Origin of the sequence: Blastococcus brunescens (assembly GCF_035320885.1) — a bacterium.
GTDB classification, from domain to species: Bacteria; Actinomycetota; Actinomycetes; order Mycobacteriales; family Geodermatophilaceae; genus Blastococcus_B; species Blastococcus_B brunescens.
The window spans coordinates 4,709,994-4,728,069 of record NZ_CP141261.1; the positions used below are offsets into that span (position 1 = coordinate 4,709,994).

General features: G+C 74.9%; 24 protein-coding genes and 4 pseudogenes. 8 read left to right on the forward strand and 20 right to left on the reverse strand.

The features are described from left to right. Window positions 1-10: 10 nt before the first annotated feature. Window positions 11-358 (reverse strand): TMEM165/GDT1 family protein, encoded by a 348-nt coding sequence (locus U6N30_RS31710; protein WP_324278560.1) that lies wholly within the window; start codon window positions 356-358, stop codon window positions 11-13. A gap of 74 nt (window positions 359-432) precedes the next feature. Continuing rightward, a pseudogene (locus U6N30_RS31715) lies at window positions 433-606 on the reverse strand (TMEM165/GDT1 family protein); the annotation flags it as partial. 197 nt (window positions 607-803) lie between these two features. Between U6N30_RS31715 and U6N30_RS31720 the strand changes: the two are divergent. Together U6N30_RS31720 and U6N30_RS31725 are read left to right on the forward strand one after the other, a co-directional pair. Further along, complete coding sequence (locus U6N30_RS31720; RefSeq protein WP_324275422.1) at window positions 804-1,520, forward strand: MFS transporter; 717 nt, start codon at window positions 804-806, stop codon at window positions 1,518-1,520. Next, window positions 1,484-1,930: a hypothetical protein gene (locus tag U6N30_RS31725; protein WP_324275423.1), complete on the forward strand. Its 447-nt coding sequence runs from the start codon at window positions 1,484-1,486 to the stop codon at window positions 1,928-1,930. The genes U6N30_RS31720 and U6N30_RS31725 overlap by 37 nt, the downstream gene beginning before the upstream one ends. Here U6N30_RS31725 and U6N30_RS31730 read toward each other — a convergent pair. Both U6N30_RS31730 and U6N30_RS31735 read right to left on the reverse strand, forming a co-directional pair. Beyond that, window positions 1,887-2,183, reverse strand: coding sequence for a helix-turn-helix domain-containing protein (locus U6N30_RS31730; RefSeq protein ID WP_324275424.1), 297 nt, complete (start codon window positions 2,181-2,183; stop codon window positions 1,887-1,889). The two genes, U6N30_RS31725 and U6N30_RS31730, sit on opposite strands and share 44 nt — an antisense overlap. A gap of 8 nt (window positions 2,184-2,191) precedes the next feature. Beyond that, window positions 2,192-2,746, reverse strand: coding sequence for a DUF6597 domain-containing transcriptional factor (locus U6N30_RS31735; RefSeq protein WP_324275425.1), 555 nt, complete (start codon window positions 2,744-2,746; stop codon window positions 2,192-2,194). A 27-nt stretch (window positions 2,747-2,773) separates the two neighbouring features. On the opposite strand from U6N30_RS31735, the gene U6N30_RS31740 reads away from it, so the two are divergent. Then, window positions 2,774-3,247 (forward strand): VOC family protein, encoded by a 474-nt coding sequence (locus U6N30_RS31740; protein ID WP_324275426.1) that lies wholly within the window; start codon window positions 2,774-2,776, stop codon window positions 3,245-3,247. Here the strand turns inward: U6N30_RS31740 and yczE are convergent. Continuing rightward, on the reverse strand, window positions 3,192-3,770 hold the full coding sequence (gene yczE, locus U6N30_RS31745) for a membrane protein YczE (RefSeq protein ID WP_324278561.1): 579 nt from the start codon (window positions 3,768-3,770) through the stop codon (window positions 3,192-3,194). The genes U6N30_RS31740 and yczE overlap by 56 nt on opposite strands. Window positions 3,771-3,928: 158 nt before the next feature. Continuing rightward, window positions 3,929-5,088: pseudogene (gene larC, locus U6N30_RS35050) on the reverse strand (nickel pincer cofactor biosynthesis protein LarC). A gap of 258 nt (window positions 5,089-5,346) precedes the next feature. On the opposite strand from larC, the gene U6N30_RS31760 reads away from it, so the two are divergent. Continuing rightward, complete coding sequence (locus U6N30_RS31760; RefSeq protein WP_324275428.1) at window positions 5,347-5,817, forward strand: hypothetical protein; 471 nt, start codon at window positions 5,347-5,349, stop codon at window positions 5,815-5,817. Here U6N30_RS31760 and U6N30_RS31765 read toward each other — a convergent pair. Genes U6N30_RS31765 through U6N30_RS31780 form a run of 4 tightly spaced genes read right to left on the reverse strand, consistent with a single transcriptional unit; the run spans window position 5,744 to window position 10,362 of the window. Further along, window positions 5,744-6,673: an AIR carboxylase family protein gene (locus tag U6N30_RS31765; protein WP_324275429.1), complete on the reverse strand. Its 930-nt coding sequence runs from the start codon at window positions 6,671-6,673 to the stop codon at window positions 5,744-5,746. The two genes, U6N30_RS31760 and U6N30_RS31765, sit on opposite strands and share 74 nt — an antisense overlap. Continuing rightward, window positions 6,670-8,583 carry a GGDEF domain-containing protein gene (locus tag U6N30_RS31770; protein ID WP_324275430.1) on the reverse strand — a complete coding sequence of 638 codons (1,914 nt, stop codon included), beginning with the start codon at window positions 8,581-8,583 and terminating at the stop codon, window positions 6,670-6,672. Before U6N30_RS31770 ends, U6N30_RS31765 begins: the two co-directional genes overlap by 4 nt. Before the next feature lie 58 nt (window positions 8,584-8,641). After that, a complete protein-coding gene (locus tag U6N30_RS31775; RefSeq protein ID WP_324275431.1) occupies window positions 8,642-10,108 on the reverse strand; it encodes a GGDEF domain-containing protein in 1,467 nt (488 codons plus the stop codon). Further along, window positions 10,081-10,362 carry a hypothetical protein gene (locus U6N30_RS31780; protein ID WP_324275432.1) on the reverse strand — a complete coding sequence of 94 codons (282 nt, stop codon included), beginning with the start codon at window positions 10,360-10,362 and terminating at the stop codon, window positions 10,081-10,083. Before U6N30_RS31780 ends, U6N30_RS31775 begins: the two co-directional genes overlap by 28 nt. A gap of 324 nt (window positions 10,363-10,686) precedes the next feature. Here U6N30_RS31780 and U6N30_RS31785 point away from each other — a divergent pair, with 324 nt between their 5' ends. Together U6N30_RS31785 and U6N30_RS31790 are read left to right on the forward strand one after the other, a co-directional pair. After that, window positions 10,687-11,136, forward strand: a complete 450-nt coding sequence (locus tag U6N30_RS31785) for a prephenate dehydratase domain-containing protein (protein ID WP_324275433.1) — start codon at window positions 10,687-10,689, stop codon at window positions 11,134-11,136. Further along, window positions 11,091-11,426 (forward strand): ACT domain-containing protein, encoded by a 336-nt coding sequence (locus tag U6N30_RS31790; protein ID WP_324275434.1) that lies wholly within the window; start codon window positions 11,091-11,093, stop codon window positions 11,424-11,426. Before U6N30_RS31785 ends, U6N30_RS31790 begins: the two co-directional genes overlap by 46 nt. Before the next feature lie 62 nt (window positions 11,427-11,488). Here the strand turns inward: U6N30_RS31790 and U6N30_RS31795 are convergent, their stop codons facing one another. The 3 genes and pseudogenes from U6N30_RS31795 to U6N30_RS31805 form a co-directional block, all read right to left on the reverse strand. Beyond that, window positions 11,489-11,986, reverse strand: a complete 498-nt coding sequence (locus U6N30_RS31795) for a ketopantoate reductase family protein (RefSeq protein WP_422678167.1) — start codon at window positions 11,984-11,986, stop codon at window positions 11,489-11,491. Then, window positions 11,975-12,390: pseudogene (locus U6N30_RS35055) on the reverse strand (ketopantoate reductase family protein); the annotation flags it as partial. The gene U6N30_RS31795 and the pseudogene U6N30_RS35055, both read right to left, overlap by 12 nt. Window positions 12,391-12,503: 113 nt before the next feature. Next, window positions 12,504-14,636: an MMPL family transporter gene (locus U6N30_RS31805; protein WP_324275436.1), complete on the reverse strand. Its 2,133-nt coding sequence runs from the start codon at window positions 14,634-14,636 to the stop codon at window positions 12,504-12,506. Between the two features lie 78 nt (window positions 14,637-14,714). Between U6N30_RS31805 and U6N30_RS31810 the strand changes: the two genes are divergently transcribed. Further along, window positions 14,715-14,879, forward strand: coding sequence for a hypothetical protein (locus U6N30_RS31810; RefSeq protein WP_324275437.1), 165 nt, complete (start codon window positions 14,715-14,717; stop codon window positions 14,877-14,879). A gap of 22 nt (window positions 14,880-14,901) precedes the next feature. After that, a complete protein-coding gene (locus tag U6N30_RS31815) occupies window positions 14,902-15,186 on the forward strand; it encodes a MarR family transcriptional regulator (RefSeq protein WP_324275438.1) in 285 nt (94 codons plus the stop codon). 130 nt (window positions 15,187-15,316) lie between these two features. Here the strand turns inward: U6N30_RS31815 and U6N30_RS31820 are convergent, their stop codons facing one another. The 7 genes and pseudogenes from U6N30_RS31820 to U6N30_RS31850 form a co-directional block, all read right to left on the reverse strand. Continuing rightward, window positions 15,317-15,580 (reverse strand): hypothetical protein, encoded by a 264-nt coding sequence (locus tag U6N30_RS31820; RefSeq protein ID WP_324275439.1) that lies wholly within the window; start codon window positions 15,578-15,580, stop codon window positions 15,317-15,319. Between the two features lie 44 nt (window positions 15,581-15,624). Further along, window positions 15,625-15,972, reverse strand: coding sequence for a metallopeptidase family protein (locus U6N30_RS31825; RefSeq protein WP_324275440.1), 348 nt, complete (start codon window positions 15,970-15,972; stop codon window positions 15,625-15,627). Beyond that, the gene (locus U6N30_RS31830; protein ID WP_324275441.1) at window positions 15,969-16,340 is read right to left on the reverse strand and encodes an IMP dehydrogenase; all 372 of its coding nucleotides are present in this window, start codon (window positions 16,338-16,340) and stop codon (window positions 15,969-15,971) included. Before U6N30_RS31830 ends, U6N30_RS31825 begins: the two co-directional genes overlap by 4 nt. Before the next feature lie 104 nt (window positions 16,341-16,444). Then, a pseudogene (locus U6N30_RS31835) lies at window positions 16,445-17,134 on the reverse strand (IMP dehydrogenase); the annotation flags it as partial. Further along, entirely contained in the window at window positions 17,071-17,409 is a 339-nt protein-coding gene (locus tag U6N30_RS31840) for an IMP dehydrogenase (protein ID WP_324275442.1), read from the reverse strand. The pseudogene U6N30_RS31835 and the gene U6N30_RS31840, both read right to left, overlap by 64 nt. 50 nt (window positions 17,410-17,459) lie before the next feature. Continuing rightward, window positions 17,460-17,834: a type II toxin-antitoxin system VapC family toxin gene (locus U6N30_RS31845; protein WP_324275443.1), complete on the reverse strand. Its 375-nt coding sequence runs from the start codon at window positions 17,832-17,834 to the stop codon at window positions 17,460-17,462. Further along, window positions 17,831-18,055, reverse strand: coding sequence for a type II toxin-antitoxin system Phd/YefM family antitoxin (locus tag U6N30_RS31850; RefSeq protein ID WP_324275444.1), 225 nt, complete (start codon window positions 18,053-18,055; stop codon window positions 17,831-17,833). The genes U6N30_RS31845 and U6N30_RS31850 overlap by 4 nt, the downstream gene beginning before the upstream one ends. Window positions 18,056-18,076 lie beyond the last annotated feature (21 nt).

Below are 18,076 nucleotides of genomic sequence, written 5' to 3' on the forward strand. Positions count from 1 at the left end.
CGGTGGTTTCCTAGCCGGTCAGCGCGCGGACCGTCTCCACGATCGCGAACACCGCGAACACGACGAACAGACCGGCCGCCACGCGCCGGATGAGGGCGATCGGCAGCCGGTCGGCGAGCTTCTTGCCGAGGAAGACCGCCAGGCCGGAGACCACGAGCAGCGCTGCCCAGGCGCCGACGAACACCGACAGCGGCTCGTCGTAGCGAGCGGCGAGGCCGGCGGTGGCCAGCTGCGACAGGTCCCCCACTCCGCGGCGAACAGGACGCCGAAGGAGATCGCCGCGACGCGCAGGAACGAGGTGCCCTGCTTCGCGTAGTCCAGGTCCTCCTCCTCGGGCTCCTCCGAGGCGCTGCGCCACAGGATGACCGCGCCGACGAGGAACAGCGCCGCGACGATGCCGCTCACCAGGGCCTCTGGCAGCAGGGAGAGCAGCGACCCGGCGGTGACGGCGATCGCGACCTGCAGGCCGAACGCGGCGCCGACGCCGACGAAGACCGGCAGCGGCGGGAAGCGGGTGGCGAGGACGAGGCTGGCGAACAGCGTCTTGTCCGGCAGCTCGACCGGCAGCACCAGGATGAAGGCCGTCGCGATGACCGACAGGACCACGAGAACTCTCCTCCGCTCGGCACTGCCGGGCGGTGCTCGGACAGTTCAGTTCGTCCCGGCCACGGTAATCGAGGACCCCGTCGGCAAAGCCGTCGCGGGGACGCGGCGCTGCGCGTTAGCCTCCGCACATGCCGTTCCGTTGACGCCCCTCGCCGAACGCCCTCCCGCCTGCCGCACGGCCGCTGGCCCGCCTGGCCGTGGGCTGGGCCGCGCTGTCCGAGCTGGTGCCGCTGTACCCGCTCTACGCGCTGCTCTTCCTCGACACCGGGCTCTCCGCCGGGCAGATCTCCGCGCTGTTCGCCGTCTGGTCGATCACCGCCTTCGTCGCCGAGGTGCCGGCGGGCGTGCTCGCCGACCGGTGGTCCCGGCGCGGGGTCGTGGTCCTGGCCGGCATCCTGCAGGCGGTCGCGTTCGCCGTGTGGACGGCGGCGCCGCAGCTGGAGGCGTTCGCGGTCGGGTTCGTGGTGTGGGGAGTGGCGGGCGCGCTCGTCTCGGGTGCGAGCGAGGCCTTGGTGTACGACGGTCTGGCCGCGCTGGGCGCGAGCGACTCCTACGTGCGGGTCAACGGCTGGATGACGTCGGCCGAGCTCGTCGTCCAGGTGCCCACGGCGCTCGCCGCCAGCGTCCTCTTCGCGGTGGGCGGATACGCCCTGGTCGGCTGGGCGAGCGTGGCCGTCTGCCTGGCCGCCGCCGCGCTCGCCCTGCGCTTCCCGGAAGCGCCACGGGCCGACGACGACGAGGAGGAGATGTCGCTGCGGGCGGGCGTCGTGGAGGCGCTGCGATCGCCGGCGCTGCGCGTGCTGGTGCTCGCCGCCGCGCTGATCGGCGGTCTCGACGCGGTGGAGGAGTACTTCCCCGTGCTCGCCGGCGGCTGGGGGTGCCGACCACCGCTGTCCCGGTCGCGGTGCTGGTGATCGCGCTCGCCGGAGCCGCCGGTGCCGCGCTGGGTGGACGGGCGGACCGGCTGCCGGGCCGAGCCCTGCTGGGTCTGCTGGTCGCGGCGGCCGGCTGCCTGGCGGTGGCCGCCGTCTGGGCCCGGCCGGCGGCCCTGGGCGTCGTCGCGGTGTTCTACGCGCTCTACCTCGCGGTCCTGGTCGTGGCGGAGGCACGCCTGCAGGACGGGATCGCCAGCACCCACCGGGCCACGATCACCTCGGTCGCCGGCCTCGGCATCGAGGTCGCCTCGCTGCTGGTGTTCGCCGCCTGGGCGCTGGGCGGGCCCGTCGCGGTGGCCCTGCTGGTGCTGGCCGTGGTGCCCGTCGTCCGGGCCGGGCTCCGGACTAGGGAGCCGAGCGCGCCCGCTGCAGGTAGGCCGAAGGAGTGACGCCGACGACGGCGCGGAAGTCGCGGCTGAAGTGGGCCTGGTCGAACCAGCCCAGCGACGCCGCCAGGCCGGCCAGGTCGACCACCTCGCCGGCGTCCATCGCGGCGGCGGCGTCCTGCAGCCGGTAGCGGGCCAGCACCGCCTTGGGGCTGACGCCGACGTACCCGGCGAAGAGCCGCTGCAGCGACCGCGCGCTGAGTCCGCCCAGCGCAGCGACCTGGTCGACGCGGACCAGCCCGCGGTCGGCGATCATCGCGCCGATCAGCCCGAGCAGGTCGACGTAGGCGTCGACCGGCTCCGACGCGAGGGGAGCATTGCCGTGTCGAGTGCCGCGGCGCGCGCGTCGTCGTCCTCCGGCGCCAGGACGTCGGCCAGGAGCCGGTCAGCCGGCACCCCGAGCTCGGCGCCCAGCGGCTCGACGGTGTTGCGCGCGGGCGGGATGCCGGTGAGGGCGGTGAACCCGCCGGGCCGGAACTTCACCGCGGTCACCCGGCCGGCGCCGGTCAGGTCGACGCTGAACCGTCGGGTGACGACCCCGTGCACGAGGACGGCGGGCAGCGCGAAGCCGAAGCGCGGCTCGGTGCCGGTCTCCACGGACACGTTCACGCTGGGATGGCTGAGCACCTCCGACCGGAACGGGGGCCGGCCGGTCAGGTCCCACCGCACCGACCAGTACCGCTCCACGAAGGGCCGCAACGCCTCGCTGACCGGCGCGTCGCGGCGCAGGCCCGCCCGCTGCGCGGTCTCGGCCGGCCGCAGCACCCCGCGGAGGGTGGCCGCGCGGTCGAGGACTGTCGCGTTCTTCCAAGACGCCACCCCCGCAGCCTAGGCAGGCTGGGCGACATGACGATCACGCATGGCAAGCCTGCGGGCTACACCACCCTGACGCCGTTCCTCGTCTGCTCGCCCGCCGCCGAGGCCATCCGCTTCTACGCCGACGTCTTCGGCGCGACCGTCGTGAGCCGGATGGACGGGCCCGGCGACACGGTGCTGCACGCCGAGCTCGACCTCGGCGACGGGCGGCTGCAGCTCAGTGACCCGAACGAGCAGTACGGCCTCGTCGTCCCCGACCGGTCGACCGACGCGGTCAGCGGCTCCACCTGCATCTACGTACCCGACGTCGACGCCGTCTTCGCGACGGCGGTCGAGCGCGGGGCGACGGTCCGGGAGAAGCCCGACACCTTCGTCACCGGCGACCGCTTCGCCTCGATCTACGACCCGTTCGGCCACCGTTGGGCGGTCATGACGAAGGTGGAGGACGTCAGCCCGGAGGAGCAGGAGCGACGGTTGGCGGAGTGGGGCGCGCAGCAGGGCTGACCGCCGGCCCGACGGAGAGCCCCGGCAGCAGGACCTGCACCAGCGGGCCGATCGCCACCGCGTACAGCACGGTGCCCAGCCCGAGCGTGCCCCCGAGCAGCCAGCCGCAGGCCACGACGGCCACCTCGATGGTGGTGCGCACCAGTCGCACCGAGCGGCCGGTGCGGCGGACGAGGCCGGTCATGAGCCCGTCGCGCGGGCCCGGCCCCATCTGCACACCGATGTAGGCGGCCGTGGCGACCCCGTTGAGCAGGACGCCGGCCAGCAGCAGACCGACCCGCAGCGGCAGGGACGACGGCGCCGGGACGACGGCGAGCGTCGCGTCCAGCGCCAGCCCGAGGACGACGACGTTGCTGACGGTGCCCAGCCCGGGCCGCTGGCGGAGTGGGATCCAGGCCAGCAGCACCAGCGCCCCGACGGCGATGGCGACGGTGCCGATCGAGCGGTCCAGCCGGTCGGCGAGCCCCTGGTGCAGCACGTCCCACGGCATGTTGCCCAGCGCCGACCGGATGATCAGGGCCATGGACACGCCGTAGAGCAGCAGGCCGGCGAGAGCTGGGTCAGCCGGCGGGGGAGCCGTCTCCCGGACGTGGTTCCGGGGGAGGGGCGAGCACGGCACCATCCTGCGCCACCACCTGCCCGGCCGCGGCAGGCCACCGGCCCCCAGTGGCCTGGTCGCGGTCACCGGGCGGGCCGACCGACCGGATGGGCGGCCTCCGCCGCGGCGGTGGCGGCCCGCAGCGCCTCCTTGACCGGCAGGCCCAGCCGGCCGGCCAGCGCCGCGACGTCGGCGTACTCGACGCTCACGTTGACCACCCGCCCGCCGTGCACGGCGATCTTCACCCCGACGGCGCCGTCGAGCACCTCGACCGAGCTGTGCACCCGCTCCAGCGCGACCTTCCCGACCGGGACGATCCGCAGGCCGATGCTCGACGTCGTCGCGAAGACCGCCGCCTGCACCGCGGCCACGTCGTCGGGCGCGCACAGGGCCGAGAGCGTGTGGGCCGGGCGGCCCTTCTTCATCAGGATCGGCGTCAGCCAGGCATCGGACGCGCCGGCCGCGAACAGCGCCTCCAGGACGCCGGGCCACAGCCGCGGGTCCAGGTCGTCGACATTGGTCTCGAGGACGACGGGGCTCTCCAGCACCAGGGGACCGGCCGGCGCCGGGTCCGCGGCCTCGCCCAGCACCAGGCGCACGACGTTGGGCAGCTCGACGGGGTCGCGGCCGCCGGCGCCGGTGCCGACGCGCGCGACCCGCATCGGCGGCAGCGCCGTCCACTCGTCCACGCGGGCGGCGAGCAGGGCCGCCCCGGTGGGGTGCACATCTCGGCGGCGACGGGGCCCGCGACCACCGGCACCCCGGCCAGGAGCTCGAGCACCGCCGGGCCGGGGATCGGGACGACGCCGTGCGCGCCGCGCGCCGAGCCGCTGCCCAGGGTCACCGGCGAGGCGGTCAGGCGGGTCAGGCCGAGGTGCTCGAAGCCGGCGACCACGCCCACGACGTCGGCCAGGGCGTCCAGGGCCCCGACCTCGTGGAAGTGCACGTCGTCGGGGGACACCCGGTGCACGCGGCCCTCCGCCACGGCCAGCCGTTCGAAGACCGCGAGCGCGCCGTCCCGGACGGGGGCGGAGAGGTCCGCATCGGTCAGCAGCGCGCGGACGGACGCCCAGGTGCGGTGCTCCGACGACGGCGGTGCGGAGACGTGCACGCGGGTGGCCCCGAGCCCGTGACGGGTGGTCCGCTCGGTTCCCAGCCGGATCCGTTCCACCGGCAGCGCCCCCACCGCGCCGGCGAGGACCTCCAGCGGCACCCCGGCGTCGGCCAGCGCGCCCAGCAGCATGTCGCCCGAGGCACCCGCCGAGAGATCCAACCAGCCGATGGTCACCCGCCGATCCTCCTACCGGCGTCCGGGCCGGGACAGGCGGGGGCGCAGGTCCGCGACGGTCGGATGACGACGTCCGACGATTGGATGACGACGTCAGCGCTGCCGTTCACGCGCCGATACGCTCGGGTCTCCCCATCGCGGAGGAGTGGGATGACCGGCAGTGCAGGGAACCGAGACCGTCGACCGGAGCCGGCTCGCACCCGGTTCGCCGGGGTGGCCGCCCTGCTCGTCGGCGCTGCGATCCCCGTGGCCTTCGCGGCCACGGTCCTGATGGTCGTGTCCTACGACACGACGGCGCAGGCCGACGGTGCGGCCACGTCGTCGGCCGCTCCGGCCACCGCCGTCGAGTCCCCCGTCGAGGAGGTGGTCGCGTTCCCCGACCTGTCGGCGCTGCCGCTGGGTGAGGCGATCGCCGGGCTGAAGGAGGCCGGCGCGCAGGTGAGCGCGTCCGATGCCCGTGCCGAGGGCGGGAGATCCAGCCCGACTGGGACGTGTGCACCCAGACCCTGGTGGCCGACGGCGGCACCGCGACCGACCGGGTCCATCTGGACGCCGTTCCTGCGGGCGAGCCCTGCCCCTAGGGCGGGTCGAGGGCGGCTGGCGGCGCGGGTCAGCCGCGCCCGGAGCGGCGGGCGACGCGGGCGGCGAAGACACCGGCGGAGTAGCCGTTGTCGATGGTGGTGACGGCGACGCCGGGCGCGGCCGAGTTCAGCATCGTCATCAGCGCGCCGAGGCCGGCGAAGGCGTTCACCGCCCCGGTCGACGTCGGGACCGCCACCACGGGGACATCGGCCATGGCGCCGACCGTCGCCGCGAGGGAGGCGTCCATCCCGGCGACGACCACCAGGCAGTCGGCGTCGGCGAGGGCCGAACCGTCGGAGAGCAGATCCTGGAGGCGGCTCCCGGCGACGTCGTCCACGCGGACCACCCGGGTGCCGGTGATCCGGGCGACGAAGCCCACCTCGGCCGCGACGGGGCCGTCGGCGCCGCCGGCGCACAGCACGTGCACGCGCCCCACCGGCTCCGGCACGGGCCCGACGGCCGCGGCCATCGCGGCGGCGTCCATCGTCGTGTAGGCGTCGTGCTCCGAGGCGAGCGCGACCAGCGTCTCCGCGGCGGCGCGCAGCACGAGCGCCGGGCGGTCGGGGTGCTCGCGACGGGCCTCGCGGACGAGCGCGAGGACCTGCTCGGTAGTGCGGCCGGTGGCCCACACGACCTCCGGCTCCACGGAGGCCGCGCGGCGCGTGGCCGGGGCGGCCGGCTCCGCGACGACGGTCGGCTGGGCCGGCTCCGCGACGACGGTCGGCTGGACCGGCTCGGCGACGGGGACGAGCTCGGGCACGACGACCTCGATCGCCGGGCCCAGCAGGGGCTCGAGCGGGCTGCCGAGGCCCAGCGGCGGGTCGGCCGGACGAGGCGCGTCCAGGAGCGCGGCGAACCCGTCGTTCCGGTCGTCCGCCGGCGCGGGCGGCGCGGCGGCGCGAACCGGCTCGTCGTCCGGAGCATCGTCGCGGACGACCTCGCCCTCGTCCGGCGTCACGGGCGGAGGGCCGAACAGGGCATCGAGGGGCTGGTGCCGGCCGCCCGGGTCTGGGTCACGCCCGACAGCCGGACGACGCGGTCGCGGCCGCTGCGCTTGGCGTCGTAGAGGACGCCGTCGGCCGCCGCGAACAGCGTCCGCCGGTCGTCGCCGCGGGCCGCCGACGCGATGCCGACGCTGATGGTGACCGGCGCCTCGATCCCGAGCGAGGACCAGTCGTAGGTCGCCACCGACCGGCGGATCCGCTCCAGCGCCCGCTCGCCCTGCTCGGCGGTCGTGTCGGGCAGCAGGATGACGAACTCGTCGCCGGCCCAGCGGCACACCTCGTCGGTGTCGCGGACGCCGGCCACCAGCAGCTCACCGACGGTGCGCAGGGCGGCATCGCCGGCCGGGTGCCCGAAGGCGTCGTTGATCGACTTGAAGCGGTCCACGTCGACGACGGCCAGCGCCGGCGAACCGCCGGTGGCCAGCAGCCCGTCGAGCCGGGCCTCGGCGTAGCGCCGGTTGGGCAGGTGGGTGAGCGGGTCCTCGTAGGCCTGGCGGCGGAGCTGGCCCGCGGCCCGCTCCGTCTCCAGCAGGCTCTTGCGCCGGCCGAACAGCTCGACCCAGCGGGTGCGTCGCTCGTCCACCCGGTCCAGCTCGTCGGACAGGTAGGCCTGCAGGTAGGGCAGCGCCCGGCCTGCGTCGTCCAGCTCGGCGTGCAGGGTGCACAGCTCGCGCAGCGCGGCCCGGCGCAGCCGGGCAGGCCGTGCTCGGTGGCCAGGTTCAGCGCGGAGACCAGGTGCTCGTCGGCCTCGGACACGTCGCCCTGCCGGCGCAGCGCGCGTCCGAGGGCCAGTTGCGCCGACGCCAGCTGCGCGCGGTCGGCGGTCGCCGAGGTGATCCGGACGGCGGCGCGGAGGGGACCGATGGCCGCGGCGTGCTCGCCCAGCCCCACCAGCGCCCAGCCGTGCACGACCTGCGCGGTCACGATCCCGCGGCTCTCCGGGGAGCAGCGCGAGGGCCTGCTCGGCCAGCCGGCGGGCCTCGGCGAAGTGCGATCCGGCCGCCTCGGGGACGCCGTCGTCCATGAGGCTCTCGCCCAGCTCCGCGCAGAGCTCGCCGAGACAGGTGGCCGTGGTGGCGACCAGGACGTCGCCGTCGAGAGCGGCGTCGCCCTCGCCGGTCGACGCCAGGACGTCGGGGTCCGCGGCGGCGATGGTCGCCGCCTCGTGGGCCCGTCGCTGGTAGTCCAGCGCCAGTGGCATCAGCTCGAGGTCCGCGAGCACGCCGGCGAGCGTGCCGAGCGTGTCGACCAGCAGCGCGCTCGGCGGCAGGACGGGGTCGAGCAGGCTGGCGGCCTCGACGGCCTCGTCCATGGCGGCGTCGATGCGCCTCGAGAGCAGTTCGATCCGGGCGTGCCGGGCCAGACCGGCGGCGCGCTGCAGGTCGTCGTCGGACGCGTCGAAGGCGGCCTTCGCCGACCGCACCAGGGCGATGGCCAGGGCCGCGCGGGAGGCGGACTCCGACCGCGGATCTGCCTCCCCGTGCTGGCCCGACCCCTGCCCGGATCCGCCGGTGCCCTCGATGAGGTCGGCGACGCCGGCGTGCAGGTCGAGCGGGTCGCCCGCGGAGTCGTCGGAGGCGACCGGGTCGCCGACGAGGGTGAAGCCGGCCACCCGGAGCCGGCGCACGAGCAGCTCGGCGCGCAGGGTGTCCGCCCACGCCTTGCCGAGCGAGACAGGGGCGTCCCCGGAGGCGTCGGCCACCGGGTCCGCAGCGACGTAGGGCGAGGGCTCCTGCTCCACGTCGGCGAGGAGTTCCTCGGCGTCGTCGAGCTGCCAGTTCGCCAGCGCAGCGGTCACCCGGCGGTGCAGGGTTCCGGGCGGCACCAGCGCACTGTGCACCGCGTCGGCACCGCTGTCGAGCACATGGTCGGGAACGCGCCGTCCCCGCCCGACGCGTCCCACGCGTCCCAGGCGGCGCGGGTCACGCGGTGTCCCCGGGAGTCTCGCCGGCGTCGGCGGCGGGCCCGGAGGCGGTCTCCGGAGCGGGCTCGCCGCCGGGAGCGCGCACGCGGTTGCGGCCGCTGCGCTTCGCGGAGAACAGGTGCAGGTCGGCGGTGTCGAACAGCGCCCGCCAGCCGGATGTCCCGCGGGGAGGATCGACCGGCGGCTGGTCCTCGTCGACGGCCGGTGCGGTCGCCACGCCGATGCTGACGGTGACCGGGCCGGGGATGAGGTCGCTCCAGTCCGCGGCGGCCACGGCCGCGCGCAGCCGCTCCATCACCACGACCGCCTGGGCCTCGGTCGCCGTCGGCAGCACGACGAGGAACTCGTCACCCGCCCAGCGGTACACCTCGTCACCGGTGCGGCTGTGCTCGCGCAGCAGGTCGGCCACCCGCCGGAGGACGGCGTCGCCGTGCGTGTGCGACGCCTCGTCGTTGACCAGCTTGAACCGGTCGACGTCGACGACGGCCAGCGACAGCGGCTCCTCGCCCAGCCGCATGGCCCCCAGCCGCCGCTCGGCGCTGCGCCGGTTGCCGAGGCCGGTGAGCGGGTCCTCCAGCGCGTGCCGGCGCAGCAGCGCGGCCTGGCGCTCGGCCTCGCGGAGCCGGCTGCGCCGGATGAACATCTCCGCCCACATCTCCCGGCCGCGCGAGTGCGCCCGCCCGGTGTCGGCGCGGTAGGCCTCCAGCCAGTGCAGTGCGTCGGCGGGCCGGCCCAGGTCGGCGGAGTTCTGGCCCAGCTCGAGCAGGCACTGCCGGTAGCGGCGGCGGTCACCCGAGGCCACGAAGGCGCCCGCGGCGTCGACCAGCAGCCCGATCGCCTCCTCGCCGTACTCCTCGTCCTCGTCCCGCTGGGCGACGCGGACCAGCAGGCGGGCCAGCACGAGGTCGGTGTAGCCGCGCAGCCACAGGCCGCCGTGCTCCTGCACTCGCCGGCGGACCCGGCGCAGCGGGCCCATGGCGCTGTCGAGGTCGTCGGAGCTGTTCATGGCCCAGGCCTGGACGACGTCGAGCAGGTCGGCGTCGGCCGGGTCCGGGTCCCACGCCATCTCGCGGGCCTCGGTCGCCTGGGCGATCGCGACGGCGGCCAGGGCCCGGGCCCGCTCGGAGTCGCCGCGGCGGCGCAGGGTCTGGGCCAGCTCGGCGTGCTGCTGGGCCGAGAGCTGCAGCAGCTGCCACTGGTCGGCGAGGTCGGGCAGGACGGCGGCGATCCGGTGCCCGCGGACGGCGTGCGAGACGGCCAGTTCCTCCAGGTCCAGCCCCGACAGGGTCAGCGACAGCCAGCGGTGCGCCTGGTGCAGGGCGCGGCTCGGCTCGCCGGCGTTGGGCCCCTCGGTGAGCAGGCTGGCGTCGACCGCGAGCAGCATCGCGGCGTCGAAGTGGTCGGCGGTGACCTCCACGTGGGCGAGGTAGGCCAGCGTCAGCGCGGTGTCGGCCGACGGGGGCACGTGTCCAGCGCCTCGCGGGCGGCCGCGACGCGGTCGACGGCGACGTCCGGGTCGCTCTCGAACAGCGCCCGCCGGGCGGCGAGGGTGTGCCGCCAGGCGGTCCACCGCGGATCCGTGGACTCGGCGAGCGCGGCGTCGGCGTCGTCCAGGAGGCTGACGAAGGTGGTGGAGTCCTCCCGGGAGCTGGCGTCCAGCAGGCGCCAGAGCACGACCGCGAGGTCGCCGACGGCGACCCGTGCCGGGCTGGGGTTCACCCCTTGCCTCCCCACTGACGCGTCGGGCCAGCCTGCGCGCGGCCGGGTCTGTCGGTGACGACTCGGTTCCCCGGGTCGGGACACGCCCCGGACCCGACCGCACTACCCTCGTCGGATGCCCGGGATGCCACCCAGTACGTCTCCGACGCGGTTCGCCTATCTCGGGCCCGAGGGTACCTTCGCCGAGGCGGCGCTCCGCACCGCCGTTGCCTCCTCGGAGGGAGCCCGGTACCCCCAGCCGAGTGTTCCGGCGGCGCTGGCCGCCGTCCGAACGGGGACGTCGACGCAGCGCTGGTCCCGCTGGAGAACTCCGTCGAGGGCTCGGTGCCCGCGACGATGGACGGACTGGCCGACGGCGCCCCGCTGGTGATCACCCGCGAGGTCTTCCTCGACGTCTCCTTCGTCCTCGCGGCCCGGCCCGGCACCGCGCTGGCCGGGGTGCGCTCGGTGGCCAGTCATCCGCACGCCCTGGCGCAGACCGCGGGGCGGCTGGCCGAGCTGTTCCCGGACGTCGTCCCGCTGCCGGTGTCCTCGACGGCGGGGCCGCCGCGGCCGTCGCGGCAGGGGACTTCGACGCCGCCGTGTGCGCCCCGATCGCGGCCGAGCGGTACGGGCTGGCGCCGCTGGTCGAGGACCTCGCCGACAACCCCGGCGCAGTCACCCGCTTCGTGCTCGTGGAGCCGGCGGGTGCGCTGCCGGCCCCCACGGGCAACGACAAGACCTCGCTGGTGGCCGTCGTCGGCGACCGCACCGGCGCGCTGCTCGCGCTGCTGAGCGAGTTCGCCGTCCGCGGCATCTCGCTGACCCGCATCGAGTCCCGTCCGACCCGGGAGCGGCTGGGCGTCTACTCCTTCAGCCTCGACTGCGAGGGGCACGTCGCCGACGCCCGCGTGGGCGAGGCGCTGGCTGCGCTGCACCGGGTCTGCGACGACGTCCGCTTCCTCGGCTCGTACGCGCGCGCCGACGGGCGGGAGAACGTGCCGGTGCCCGAGGTCGCCGCCGACGCCGCCTTCGCCGAGGCCGAGGACTGGCTGGCGCGGATCCGCGGCTCCCGCTGCAGTTGATCATCGGCTGCGTGCACGGGACGCGCGCGGGCGCGCCGACCGGCCGAGCACACGGGCGATGATCAACTCGGCCGGGCGCGGATCTCCTCCACCAGCTGCCGGGTGACGGGGACGTCGACCCCGTGGCGCGCGGCCGCCCGCAGCACGGCGCCGCCGATCGCGTCCAGCTCCGGAGGCTGCCCGGCCTCGACGTCCCGCTGCATGGACGAGCGCATCTGCGCCGGCAGCGAGTTCAGCTGCTGCAGGACGGCGACCGGATCGGGGTCGGCGCCGTCGGCGCGGGCCACCGCGGCCACCTCGTCGACGACCGCGCGCAGCTGCTCGGCCCGCTGCTCGCGGGCCGGCCCGAGCGGCCCGCCCGTCGCGGTCGTCAGCAGGGCCAGCGGGGCGAGGAAGGCGAGCTTGGCCCAGAGCAGCCGGCACTCATCCGGGTGCTCGGCCACGGTCAGCCCGGTTCCACTCAGCGCTGCGGCCAGGTCCTCGGCGCCGGGCGCGAGGGTCACCTCGGCGAGCGTGCCCTCGTGCCGCACGCTCCCGGGCTCGGTCCGGTGCGCGGCCACCTGGATCGAGCCCGCCACGGTCCGCGCGGCCGGATAGCGCTCGCGGAGCAGCTGGAGGTGGTCCAGGCCGTTGAGCAGCGGGACCAGCACCGCCGTTCCCAGGACGTCGGCCGGCACGCGGGCCAGGGCGTCGTCGAGCTGGGGGCCTTGGCCGTGACCAGCAGGACGTCGACGGGGCCGTCGAGCTGCGTCGTTCCGCGGGCCGGGGCGGTGACCTCCCCGAACCGGTCGCTGGACAGGTGCAGGCCGTGCGCGTCGATCCGCTCCGCCGTCCCCGGCCGGGCCACGCAGGTGACGGCGCACCCCGCCTGCGCCAGCAGCGCGCCGAGCATCCCGCCGACACCACCCGGTCCCAGGACGGCCACGCGCAGAGTGCTCACGCCGCCATCCTGTCGCGACGTCATCGGCCCCGCTGCCCCGCCCGCTCCCGGGCCGAGTGGGCAGTCGTGGTCGCTCGCCACGGCGCGTCGGCGCGTGTCGGCGACCACAACTGCTCACTCGGCGGGAGGGGTGCCCCTCACACCCGTTCGAGCTCGCGCTGCTCCGGCTCGGGTGCCGTCGGACCCTTCGCCAGCGCGCTGGGCCACCAGACCCTGTCGCCGATCAGGTGGACGGCGGCGGGCACCAGCAGGGTCCGGACGACGAAGGTGTCGAGCAGGACGCCGAAGCCGACCAGGAACCCGAGCTGGATGAGGATCACCAGCGGCAGCACGGTCAGCGCGCCGAACGTGGCCGCGAGGACCAGCCCGGCGCTCGTGATGACGCCGCCGGTGACCGCCAGTGCCCGCAGCACGCCGTCCCTCGCCCCGTGCCGGATGGACTCCTCCCGGGCCCGGGTCATCAGGAAGATGTTGTAGTCGATGCCGAGGGCGACGAGGAAGACGAACCCGATCAGCAGCACCTGCGGATCGCTGCCCGGGAACTGGAACAGGTGGTCGAACACCAGCGCGGCCACGCCCACGGTCGCCGCCGTGCTCAGCGCGACAGTGCCGACGAGCAGGAGCGGCGCCACGATCGCCCGCAGCAGCAGGGCGAGCACGACGGTGATGACCAGCAGCACCAGCGGCACGATCACCAGCAGGTCGCGGGCCGCCGTCTCCTGGGTGTCCAGGTCGCTGGCGCTGGAGCCGCCGACGAGGGCATCGGGGTCCACGTCGCCGACGGCGGTCCGCAGGTCCGCGACGGTGCTCTGGGCGGCCTCGCTGTCGGGGGCGTCGTCCAGGGTGGCGTCCAGCCGCACGAGGCCGTCGACCTCGACCGGCTGGGTCGCGCCGGCGCCGGGCGGGCCACCCCGTTCGCCGGTGAACGGCTCGACCTCCGCCACGCCCTCGGTGGCGGCCGCGGCGTCGGCGACGTCCTCCCAGCCGTCCACCGGGGTGATGATCACCGCAGGGCTGGCGGCGCCGGCCTCGTAGTGCCGGGCCAGGGCCTCCTGCCCCGCACCGGACTCCGAGCCGCCGCGCACGGCCTCCGACAGCGGGATCCCGTCGGAGTCGAAGGTGGGGAGGAACAGCGCGAGGACGACGAGCGCGCCGACGCTGCCGAGCAGGTACCGCCCCGGACGGCGGCCGACCGAGGTCGCGACGCCCTCCCAGCCGCGCCCGGAGGCGTGCTCCTCCCCGTGCTTCGGGCGGAACGGCCAGAAGGCGGCGCGGCCGAACAGCACGAGCACCGCCGGCAGGAAGGTGAGGGCGGCGAGCATCGCGAACGCGATGGACACCGCGGAGATCGGCCCGAGCCCCCGGTTGGAGCCCAGGTCGGAGAACAGCAGGCACAGGACGCCGAGGATGACCGTCCCGCCCGAGGCCAGGATCGGCTCCCACGACTGCCGGAGCGCCACCCGCATCGCGGTGAACCTCGACTGCTCGCGACGCAGTTCCTCGCGGTAGCGGGCGACCAGGAGCAGGCCGTAGTCCGTGGCCGCGCCGACGACCAGGATCGAGGCGATGCCCTGGCTCTGGCCGTTGACCGCGATCCAGCCCTGGTCGGCCAGGAAGTACGCGACGGCGAGGGAGACGACCAGCGCCATGCCCGCCGTCCCGATGACCAGGAACGGCAGCAGCGGACTGCGGTACACGACGAGCAGGATCACCAGGACGACGCCGAACGCGGCCAGGAGCAGCAGCCCGTCGATGCCCGAGAACCCTTCGGCGAAGTCGGAGAAGATCGCGCCCGGGCCGGTGACGTAGGCCGTGGTCCCGTCGATGGCGGGGAGAGCGCGCAGCTCGCCGATCACATCCGGCAGGGCATCCCCCAGGGCCGGGTCGAACGGCAGCACCGCCTGCACGGCCTCGCCGTCCTCCGACGGGATGGCCGGGGACGGCTCGCCCTCGAGCGCGCCGGCGCCCTCGGCGATGCCGACCGCCTCGTCGACGCGTTCCTGGGCCCCGGCCAGTGCGGCCGGGTCGAGGGCGCCGTCCTCGCTCTCCCAGAGCAGGATCACCGGCAGCGTGCGCTCGGTCTGGAAGGTCCGCTGGAGCTCGGTGACCCGCGTGGACTCGGCGCTGTCGGGGAGGAAGGCGGCGGAATCGTTCTCCGAGACCTCTGCGAGCTTGCCGCTGAACGATCCGAGCGGCCCGGCGAGGGCCAGCCAGGCCACGGCGATGAAGGCCGGGACCAGCCAGCGGAGGGCGGGGGTGCGACGAGGCATGATTTCCCTTGATGCTCGATAATCTCGATCGTCGAGAGATTATGACGGGAGCGGGCGCGGGGCGAATGGGGGAGGGACATGGCGGAGGCGGGTGAGCGACAGGAGCTGGCACTGCTCCTTCGCCGGTTGACCGTCGAGCTGGATGCAGTCGGCCAGCGATTCGCCCAGCTGCACGGCCTCAACCGCACCGACGTCCGCGCGCTCGTGGCGATCATGGACGCCGCGCGCCGCGGGAGGCGCTGACCGCCGGCCGGCTGGGGAGGCGGTGGAGCTGCGGTCGGCGTCGGTGACGGCACTGGTCGACCGGCTGGAGAAGGTCGGCCACCTGCGCCGGGTGCGCGATGTCGAGGACCGGCGGCGGGTGGCGCTGGAGATGTCGGACTCCGCGATGGCGGCGGGGGCGGAGCACTTCGGCGGGCTGGCGAAGGACCTCGGCGCCGCGATGGAGGCCTACTCGGAGGAGGAGCTGGCCGTCGTCCGCCGGTTCCTGCTCGACATGACCGAGGCGACCATGCGGCACTCCCGCCGTCCCGGCCCACCCGAGGCATAGGTACCTATACGTGCGTCTCGGGGCTCAGAACGCATGTATAGGTACCTATGCCCGGGTCAGAGGTAGAGGCCGGTCGATTCCTCGATGCGCTCGGCCGCGACGGCGTGCACGTCGCGTTCGCGCAGGATGATCAGGTCCTCGCCGTGCACCTCGACCTCGTGCTGGTCCTCGGGGAGAACAGCACCTGGTCGCCGACCTTCACCTGCCGGACCGAGGCGCCGACGCCGCGGGCCTCGCCCCAGACCAGTCGCTTGGCCACCTGCGCGGTCGCCGGGATCAGGATGCCGCCGCTGGAGCGACGGTCGCCGTCCTCCGTGCGCCGGGCCACCAGGATGCGGTCGTGCAGCATCTTGATCGGCAGCTTGCCGACCGCGGGGGCGGTGTCGTCGGGCACGTCCCGAAACGCTACCCGTGGTGACGTGCTGGGCCGGAGGGTCCTCATCCCCAGCCGAGCTCGTGCAGGCGCTCCTCCTCGATGCCGAAGTGGTGCGCGATCTCGTGGACGACGGTGATCGTGACCTCGTCGACCACGTCGTCGGCGGTCTCGCAGACCGCGCAGATGGCCTCGCGGTAGATCATGATCCGGTCCGGCAGCGCTCCGCCGTACTCCCAGCCGCGCTCGGTCAGCGCGAAACCGTCGTAGAGCCCGAGCAGGTCCGGTTCCTCGGGGTTGCGGTCCTCCACCAGGAACACGACGTTGTCGACGAGCTCCATCAGCTCCGGCGGCACCTCGTCGAGCGCGTCGGCGACGAGCTGCTCGAAGACCGGGAGCGGGAGCGGCTTCACCAGCTCGTCGGCAGGGGCCGACCCTCCTCGTACCCGGCCGAGCTCTGCACGCCGAGCACCGCCCGCTCGTGCAGCTGGTCGATGGTGCGGGCGCCGGCGTAGGTGGCGGAGGAGCGGACGCCCGCCACGATGCCGTCGATCAGGTCCTCGACGCCCGGGCGGGCCGGGTCCAGGTACATCCGGGACGACGAGATGCCCTCCTCGAACAGCCCGGCGCGCGCCCGCTCGAAGCCCGACTGGGTCGCCGTCCGTGCCTTGACCGCGCGCGCGGAGGCCATGCCGAAGCTCTCCTTGTAGAGCCGGCCCGACCCGTCGTCGTGGATGTCGTCGGCCGACTCGTAGGTGCCGGCGAACCACGAGCCGACCATGACGTTGGCTGCGCCGGCGGCCAGCGCGAGGGCGATGTCGCGGGGTGCCGCACGCCGCCGTCGGCCCACACGTGCTTGCCCAGCCCGCGCGCGGCGGCCGCGCACTCCTCGACGGCGGAGAACTGCGGCCGCCCGACGCCGGTCATCATCCGCGTGGTGCACATGGCGCCCGGGCCCACGCCGACCTTCACCACGTCGGCGCCGGCCTCGATCAGGTCGCGGGTGCCCTCCGCCGTCACCACGTTGCCGGCCACCACCGGCACGGAGCCGGCCACCGATCGGACCGCCCGCAGCGCCTCGATGGCCTTCTCCTGGTGGCCGTGCGCGGTGTCGACGACGAGGACGTCGACGCCGGCGGCCAGCAGCGCGCCCGCCTTGCCCGCGACGTCCCCGTTGATGCCGACGGCGGCCGAGGTGAGCAGGTGGCCCTCGGCGTTCACCGCCGGGGTGTAGAGCGAGGAGCGGAGCGCGCCCTTGCGGGTGATCACGCCGACCAGCCGGTCACCCTCGACGACCGGGGCCGCGCTCACCCGTTCACCGGAGAGGACGTCGAAGATCTTGGTGAGGTCGGTGCCCGCGGGAACCGTCAGCGGCTCGCGGGTCATGACCTCGGACAGCTGGGTGAACCGGTCCACGCCCTGGCACTGCCCGTCGGTGACCACGCCGACGGGGGTGAAGCCGTCCGGGCCGCGGCCTTCGACCACCACGACGATCCCGTGCGCCCGCTTGGTCAGCAGCGCCAGCGCCTCGCCGACGGTGGACGTCGGGCCGAGGGTGATCGGGGTGTCGTACACCGGGTGCCGGGACTTCGTCCACGCGACGACCTCGCCGACGACGTCGACCGGGATGTCCTGCGGCAGCACGGCCAGCCCCCGCGGCGGGCCACGGTCTCGGCCATGCGCCGCCCGGAGATCGCCGTCATGTTGGCGACGACGATCGGAATCGTCGTCCCCACCCGGTCGGGCGTGGTCAGGTCGACCTCGAGTCGGGACCCGACCGAGGAGTGCGCCGGCACCATGAAGACGTCGGCGTAGGTCAGGTCGTGGTCAGGCCGCTGCAGGAACCGCATGGAACCCATTGTCCCTGACGCGCGGCGCGGGCGACGGCGTACGCGACGTCTCAGGCGCGCAGCCAGGCGATCCCGTAATCGACCGGGCGGGGGTCGCGGGTGACCAGCGTCAGGGCCTCGATGCGGGCCTGCGCGATCAGCATCCGGTCGAACGGGTCTGCATGGTGCGGTGGGAGTGCTCCGGCGGTCACCGCGTGCACGACGGATACCGGCAGCTCGGTGAAGCCGTTCGACACCAGCTCACCCGGCAGGTCGTCGGGTCCGCTGAGCTTTCCGATGGCCTGCTTGATCGCGATTTCCCACGCAGATGCCGCGGAGACCGCGACGACGTCGGCCTCCGCGATGGCCTCTGCGGCGGACCGGTCCAGCTGCGGGTCGTCCGCCAGCCACCAGAGCAGGGCGTGGGTGTCCAGGAGCAACCTCACGCCCGACCGCCACGGAAGGCCGCGGCAATGTCCTCCGGCAGTTCGTCGAAATCGGGCGCGATCCGGATCTGGCTCCGCGCGCTTCCCGGCGTTCGTCGTGCCGGCTTCGGCGGCACGGGGACCAGGCGCACCATCGGCTTCCCGGCCCGGGAAATGACGACGTCCTCACCGGCGAGCGCGCGGTCGATCAGGCGGGACAACTGTGTCTTCGCTTCGTACACGTTCACCGGATCGGTCCCAGT